At 48.2% G+C, this 7,198-nt stretch carries 6 protein-coding genes and 1 pseudogene; 4 read left to right on the top strand and 3 right to left on the bottom strand.

Annotated elements, in window-relative coordinates:
• The 4 genes from K2H17_RS08785 to folE all read left to right on the top strand — a co-directional run.
• Positions 1 to 3,528: DUF4132 domain-containing protein (locus K2H17_RS08785; RefSeq protein WP_300133835.1), on the top strand; the 3,528-nt coding region annotated here is incomplete at its 5' end.
• Between the two features lie 128 nt (positions 3,529 to 3,656).
• Entirely contained in the window at positions 3,657 to 4,412 is a 756-nt protein-coding gene (tpiA, locus tag K2H17_RS08780; protein WP_300133833.1) for a triose-phosphate isomerase, read from the top strand.
• Between the two features lie 110 nt (positions 4,413 to 4,522).
• Complete coding sequence (locus K2H17_RS08775) at positions 4,523 to 4,999, top strand: SPOR domain-containing protein (protein WP_300133831.1); 477 nt, start codon at positions 4,523 to 4,525, stop codon at positions 4,997 to 4,999.
• A 16-nt stretch (positions 5,000 to 5,015) separates the two neighbouring features.
• Positions 5,016 to 5,591: a GTP cyclohydrolase I FolE gene (folE, locus tag K2H17_RS08770; protein ID WP_300133829.1), complete on the top strand. Its 576-nt coding sequence runs from the start codon at positions 5,016 to 5,018 to the stop codon at positions 5,589 to 5,591.
• Positions 5,592 to 5,692: 101 nt separating this feature from the next.
• Here the strand turns inward: folE and K2H17_RS08765 are convergent, their stop codons facing one another.
• The 3 genes and pseudogenes from K2H17_RS08765 to K2H17_RS08755 all read right to left on the bottom strand — a co-directional run.
• Positions 5,693 to 6,190 carry a LuxR C-terminal-related transcriptional regulator gene (locus K2H17_RS08765; protein WP_300133827.1) on the bottom strand — a complete coding sequence of 166 codons (498 nt, stop codon included), beginning with the start codon at positions 6,188 to 6,190 and terminating at the stop codon, positions 5,693 to 5,695.
• Between the two features lie 85 nt (positions 6,191 to 6,275).
• Positions 6,276 to 6,977, bottom strand: a complete 702-nt coding sequence (locus K2H17_RS08760; RefSeq protein ID WP_300133825.1) for a hemerythrin domain-containing protein — start codon at positions 6,975 to 6,977, stop codon at positions 6,276 to 6,278.
• Between the two features lie 7 nt (positions 6,978 to 6,984).
• Positions 6,985 to 7,198: pseudogene (locus K2H17_RS08755) on the bottom strand (hypothetical protein); the annotation flags it as partial.

Below are 7,198 nucleotides of genomic sequence, written 5' to 3'. Positions count from 1 at the left end.
ATTTTATATAGGTGCACGACACGCCGTCAGATAGAATTCGCCATTGCCATGATGGCCGACAAAGGCAGCGATGCCCGCGACCAAGCCTGTCGGATTGTCAGGAATCTGCATGAATGGAATGATTTGACCGACGAAGACTATCTCGCAATGGAGTCGCATCTGCGTCTTAAAGCCGCACCATTGCGCACTTGTATCATCGGAATTCTCGGTTCGCTTCCCGACGACAAAGCCATCGGCTCTGTAAGACGTCTTATCACAGACAAATCCGCAGAACGTCGTCTGGCAGGACTTGACATACTGAAAAACTGGATCGACAAAGACGAGAGATCGGAAGCCGTTGACTCACTGAAGCCGGACCTTTCCGCAATAGTAAATCCGACATCCAGAGAACAGATTCTGCTTGAGACCATTCTCGCCCAAAATGGCCTGAAAGAAAATATGTACACTCCGGAAAATGGATTCGGACTGTATTCTTGCAATGATGAAATCTCTGTCTCCGTGACACGCCCAATTGATTTCAACCCGGAAAAAGCCCTCGCTTTCAAATCTGACAGCAATATCCTGAAGAAGCTCCTGCGGAAAGACAATAATCCTGCGGTAGAGCTGATACAAGCTATTATGGATTTGATCGAAAAACATGCCGACTATGAATTTAAAGACCGGTATGGAAATATATCCCGTTTAGGCAATACTGTACAGCAATCATATAAACCGGGACTTGAATCCATTGCTTTACCCGAAATCTGGAAAGAGTTTTATGATCAGGAAATCAGCTCACCGGAAAATATTTTGCGCCTTTGGCTTGCGACAATCACACCCAACGCCTCTGATGAGCCGTTTTACCCGATATTAAAACGCATTTTAGGTCGGGCGTTCGATCCTGACATGCTGAATCCGATCGAAAATTTCCCCTATTTCCGATCGGCACTCCACATCATAAGCGCCCTGGCTGAAGAATATTGCAGGGGGCAGGTCATTTGGGAAATCGCGACCGATTTCATGTCTGATTTCGCTATTCGCATAAAAGCTGAGGATTGCATAAGAAATTACCGAAGCTATTCATGGGAGTCTCCGGAGGATCATTGCATCTATAATGTTCAACCCGTGGCAACGCTTCTGTCAATATGCAAAAATTCAAGCAATGACATGCCGGACGATCTGTTCCTGCGCTCCTTCGCAGCTCGCCACGATTTACTGTGCAAAACAAAATCATGCTTAGCCAACGGATTCAACTATCGGAATCCTCTCAATGTGATGGAATACCTCCGCGCATGGAATCTCGGAGTCATCTCGGATAAAGCAATGCTTAAAGAGATGATGTCAGGTACGATGAAAAAGAGCATGATAGCCGAATTCTCACAACGTTTGCCGACAGCTGAAAAGCCCCGCTGGACCAAACAGCTCGCACCTCTCAGCGACCGCGAATGCCGCCTGATCAATACAGCTATCGAACGTATCCTCGACATCGAGCTGAAAAGAGGCGATTCCGAAACTCCGGTTTCAGCCTTGGCTTATGAAATCAGATGTGTCAGCGGGATCGACAGACTGTTGCAGATATTGCAGGCCCTTGGGAAAGACAAACCCGTAACCAGAGGGTATTATACCAATCTCAATAAGCGCGAAATGCTGAGTTCTCTGCTTCAGGCTTCTTCTCCGGCAGATTCCGACAGTCCTGAAGAACTGAAACGAAAAGCGAAAGCGGCCGGAATCACTGACGAACAGCTCGCTGAGGCCGCAATGTTTTCACAGCGGTGGCTGGAGATTACAGAAGAGGCCATCGGTTGGAAAGGCCTTACAAGCGGAGCGTACTACTTCATGGCTCATACCGCTGATACACTCAGTGACCGTGCCAAGTCACGCATTTCAAGATACTCGGCGGTCGAGCCTGCCGACTTCGCAGATGGAGCCTGCGATCCGGCATGGTTCCATGAAATCTACAAGACATTGGGTCGCAAGCGTTACGAATTCATATATGCTTCGGCGAAGCATGTGGCCGACGGCAACCGCCACAGCCGTTCTCGCAAACTCTCCGATGCCCTGCTCGGCAATCTGAAAGCAAAACAGACCATGAAGGAGATTTCAGAGAAAAGAAACAAGGATCTGGTGGTTGCTCTTGGGCTGATCCCGCTTGGGCGCAACAAGCATGGCGACCTCAGCGAACGTTACATTTTTCTCAATAAATTCCTGAAAGACAGCAAACAGTTCGGCGCACAACGCCAGGCAAGCGAGGGGCGCGCAGTAAAACTCGCTCTTGACAATCTCGCCCGCACGGCTGGATATGGCGACTCCACGCGCCTGACATGGAGTATGGAAGCCGCACTTGTCAAAGACGCGGCCCAATTCCTCATTCCTAAAGATATAGACGGGGTCAGCATAAAACTGCATATAGGCGACGGACTGCCGGAAATAATCTGCGAAAGTAATGGCAAGATTCTGCAAAGCATCCCATCAAGGCTCAAAAAAGATGCTTATGTAATCAGCCTAAAAGAAACCTGCAAGCAATTGAAAGAGCAGCACACTCGTGGCCGTGCCTTGCTCGAACAGGCAATGGTTGAATCGTCAGAATTTACAGGCACCGAAATCAGTAGCCTTAAAGAGAATCCAATTATCTGGAGGATGTTTTCATGTCTTGTGCTTGTCAGAGATAGCGGACAGACCGGCATTCCCGGAGACGACGGACTCTCAATCATTTCCGCAGAAGGCGAACTCAGTCCCATAAACGCCAATGACCGCTTGCGCATCGCCCACCCTTACGATCTGCTTTCCAACAGCGAATGGAGCGCATATCAGGCACTTATCTTTGAACATAAGTGGAAACAACCGTTCAAACAGGTATTCCGCGAACTGTATGTCCCGACCCCGGAAGAAAAAGATGCAAGCAAATCTATGCGCTATTCCGGCAATCAGATTATGCCGTCACGCACTGCCGCTCTTCTGAAAAAGCGACAGTGGACGGTCGACTATGACTACGGGCTTCAGAGAGTATGCTTTAATAACGATGTGACAGCTGTACTATATGCTATGGCCGACTGGTTTTCACCCGCCGACATCGAAGCACCGACACTGGAATATGTCGAATTTCATGACCGCAGGACATTCAAAGACAAGAAAATTTCAGAAATCTCCCCTATCGCATTCTCTGAAATCATGCGGGATGTAGATCTTGCAGTAAGTGTGGCTCATGCGGGAAGTGTAGATCCAGAGACCAGCCATTCAACCATCGAAATGCGGCGAGCCATTGTCAGTCACACTCTGCCCATGTTTGGAATTGACAATGTCAGCCTGAGCGACACCTTTGCAAAGGTAAGCGGCCAGCTGGGTCGTTACAGCATCCATCTTGGCAGCGGTACAATCCACAAAGAAGGCGGCGCACAGATCGCCGTTCTTCCGGTTCATACCCAAAGCCGCGGACGGATCTTCCTTCCGTTCCTTGACGAAGATCCGAAAACCGCCGAAATTATCTCCAAAATACTGCTTTTTGCTAATGATACCGGAATCAAAGACCCGTCAATCCTCAGGCAGTTGTAACCGGAAGCCGGCATCTGCCGGGCCAAAGGCCTTGTCATGGCAAGATAAGTTGGATTTCTGTTTGAATTATTCATTGGAAATCGCTAATTTTGTGAGCGAATTTTCAACCCAATTTTAATTAAGGTAAAATGAGAAAAAATATCGTAGCAGGCAACTGGAAAATGAACACCACGCTGCCCGAAGGAATCAAGCTCGCCGAAGAGGTTAACGCAGCCCTCGCCGGAGCAGAGCCTAAGTGCGACGTTGTCATCTGTGTTCCTTTCACCCACCTTGCATCAATCAACAATGTGATTGACAAAAACAAGCTCGGTCTTGGTGCTGAAAACTGCGCAGACCACAAATCTGGCGCATACACCGGTGAAATTTCAGCTCCTATGGTTGCCTCGACAGGCGCTACCTATGTGATCCTCGGTCACTCGGAACGTCGTCAGTACTACGGCGAAACCTCTGAAACTCTCCGTGAGAAAGTACGTCTCGCCCTTGACAACAGCCTCACTCCCATTTTTTGTATCGGCGAAGTTCTCGAACAGCGTGAGGACGGCAGCTTCTTCGAAGTAGTAAAAGCTCAGATCGAAGAAGGCCTTTTCAATCTTGACGCAGAAGAATTCGGCAAAATCGTCCTCGCCTACGAACCCGTCTGGGCCATCGGCACCGGCAAGACTGCAACTGACGATCAGGCTCAGGAAATGCATGCCTTCATCCGCAAGACAATTGCCGACAAATATGGTAAGGAAGTGGCTGACAACACCTCTATCCTCTATGGAGGCAGCTGCAAGCCCTCTAACGCAGCACAGCTTTTTGCCAAGCCCGACGTTGACGGTGGCCTCATCGGTGGCGCAGCTCTTGAAGCAAGCTCATTCATGGGTATTGTTAACGCATTCTAATTCTGACCAAAGCATATTCCCGCACGAGATCCGAGAGATTCCAAATACTCAACACAAATTCCCGTGCGGGAATTTCTTCAAAATCTTCCACAAAACCACAAACAGACCAAATGAAGAAGTATCTGATTCCGCTTGTCGCGCTTCTTGCCTCTCCTGTGGCGATTGCCGAAACAGAGGTTGTGACCATCGTCGATCATATCACGAGCGGCACAAACAACGTAGTCAACCAGCCGGCAGAACTGCTCAAGCGACTGATTCCGGTCGAAGGGATTGAAGAGGAAGCAAAAGAAGAGATCGCGCGGCCGGTCAACGGACGCATGGCCGGATTCCGGGTACAGGTATTCAGCGACAACAACGCCCGCACAGCCAAAAACGAAGCGCGCTCAAAGCAACGCATCATATCAGCCCGATTTCCGCAATATCAGACATACGTCATGTACACATCACCCTATTGGCGCCTGAAAGTCGGAGACTTCCGAACACAGCAGGAAGCAAACAATGCGGCAGATGAACTCCGCCGGGCTTTCCCTGCATACAGCAAGGAGATCCGCGTGGTCCGTGATCGTGTTACCGTACATGGTGAATAAATCAGACGACTAAAAAATGGCAGTTGAAATCAGCGATGAAACCATTCGGGAAATCGCATCCCACTACGAAGCTATTCTGAAACTCCTGGGAGAGGATACCACCCGCGAAGGGCTTGTCAAGACTCCGATGCGTGCGGCAAAGGCAATGGCATTTGTCACCCGCGGCTATCGCCAGGATCCCGACATCATTATTAATGATGCCATTTTTTCTCATGAAGGATCGCGCATGGTAATTGTGAAGGATATCGAGTTCTATTCCTTGTGCGAACATCATATCCTCCCATTTTTTGGCAAAGTGTCAATAGGCTATATACCCGACGGCAAAACCATTGGACTGAGCAAACTTGCTCGTCTTGTCGATTTTTACGCAAGACGCCTTCAGGTCCAGGAGCGCATGACATCACAGATTTGCCGTATCATCATGGAAAAGCTCAATGCCAAAGGCGTGATAGTTGTCTGCACCGGCGAGCATCTGTGCATGAAAATGCGAGGTGTCGAAAAACAGGATTCCGCAACTACAACCATTGAAAGCGCCGGTGTTTTCTCCGATAGCGCGTTAAGAGAAGAATTCTTTCAGGCTCTTTCCCATTAAATCCCCGCATAGACCTCAATCAAAGGTTCAATAATGCCGTAGAAAAATTCTATCGGCACAATTGTTCATATAGCGATATATAATAAGTATCTCGTGCCTGCCTATAATTTTCCCATGTCAGCCTTTATATCTTCAAGCTTGACAAGATTTGAAACAATCGCATAAATAGTCAGGCCTGCCGGAGTGTGGATGTGGAGTTTCGACGCGATGTTTCGACGATGCGTCATCACTGTGTTCACTGAAACTCCCATTTCGGAAGCAATTTCCTTATTGGACAGACCCTTTACAATCCCCACAACAACCTCCTTTTCTCGCGGACTAAGATCTTTGCCTCGATCATCGGCGTCCTCTACGCTTATATTGCGCCGAAGCGTCTCAATAATTGACTCAGCCGAATCATAGACCGTAAACGTATCATCAAACCATTTCAGGAGGCTCTTGGGATACTGCTGGGTCAAAAGCGCTATTATTTTAATCGGTTGTGATGAGGCGCTCTTAAGGACATCCCAATCTATGCCCGGTATCGCCGGATCAACGATCAGCACTGATATGTGGGTCCGGGAAATTTCCTCAAGATAATCCGACGGACTTATCTCCACAATTGTCAGATTGCCATCCTGAAACCTGCGCAGGATACCACCCACCCCAATTGTCTGTATGGCAGAAGGTAAAAGGAGACCTATATTAATGTGCCGCATGATCGTCAAGATTATTTTCCATCCGGGTCATCATCGGGATGAGGATATTATTCTCTATATGGGCATGTGAATTAAGATCTTCCTCACAATTATAGATGTCAGCCAAGGCATCATACATCTTGAAAGGCATAGATGTCGAGTAATATCTCAATATGATATTCTTCAGATCCGCAAGCTTTTCAGCCACTTCATCGTCATGAGACCGACGAAAGACATCAATGCTGTAATCCGACGGCTCCCCGTTGCACAAGGCTTTCACGTATGGAAACACAACGCTTTCCTCGTAGTTGAAATGCTTTCTGACAAGATCGGTATAATCATCAAAAAACTTGACTATTATAGGATTTATATCATTATGCGTATCATCAAGAGCATTGCACAGGTTAACCCGGATATGAGGCAACTTGTAAGAGAGATAATAGTCGTGTGAGTTATGCAGGAAATAGACCACATCGGTCGGCGAAATCCGACCGAGAAGCTCCTTGTCAATCTCCCCTGACAGTAAAAAATTGATGATCAGCAGAAAGGAATCCGTATTTATAGCTGATTCCTCACATAGCTCCCCAATGGTTTTGTTGCCAAAACCAAGGGGAAGTGAGAAACGGCTGAGGACAGTGAGCACATTATAATCGTAGTCGATCAGTTCGACCACATTGTCCTTGGCTGTAAACTGTTTGCTGAGCTTCACAGGCGGCTTATTCTTCTGTTTCTGCTGGTTCAGCGTCAGATTCCTCAGGCTTGAACTCGGTCACACCGCCGGCGAGCAGTTGATTGTACCAAGTGAGGAGCTTGCGGATATCAGACGTATAAACTTTCTCGCGGTCGAAATCAGGCAGAATCTCAGCGAAGTATTCACGCACGGCGGCATCGTTGCCGATTGCCTTTATGTCCACGGGCTGACCGTTGTTC

The organism is Duncaniella sp. (assembly GCF_029054785.1).
GTDB lineage: Bacteria > Bacteroidota > Bacteroidia > Bacteroidales > Muribaculaceae > Duncaniella.
The sequence above is the reverse complement of the archived record's forward strand: the minus strand, read 5'-3'. Positions and strand labels throughout refer to the sequence as shown.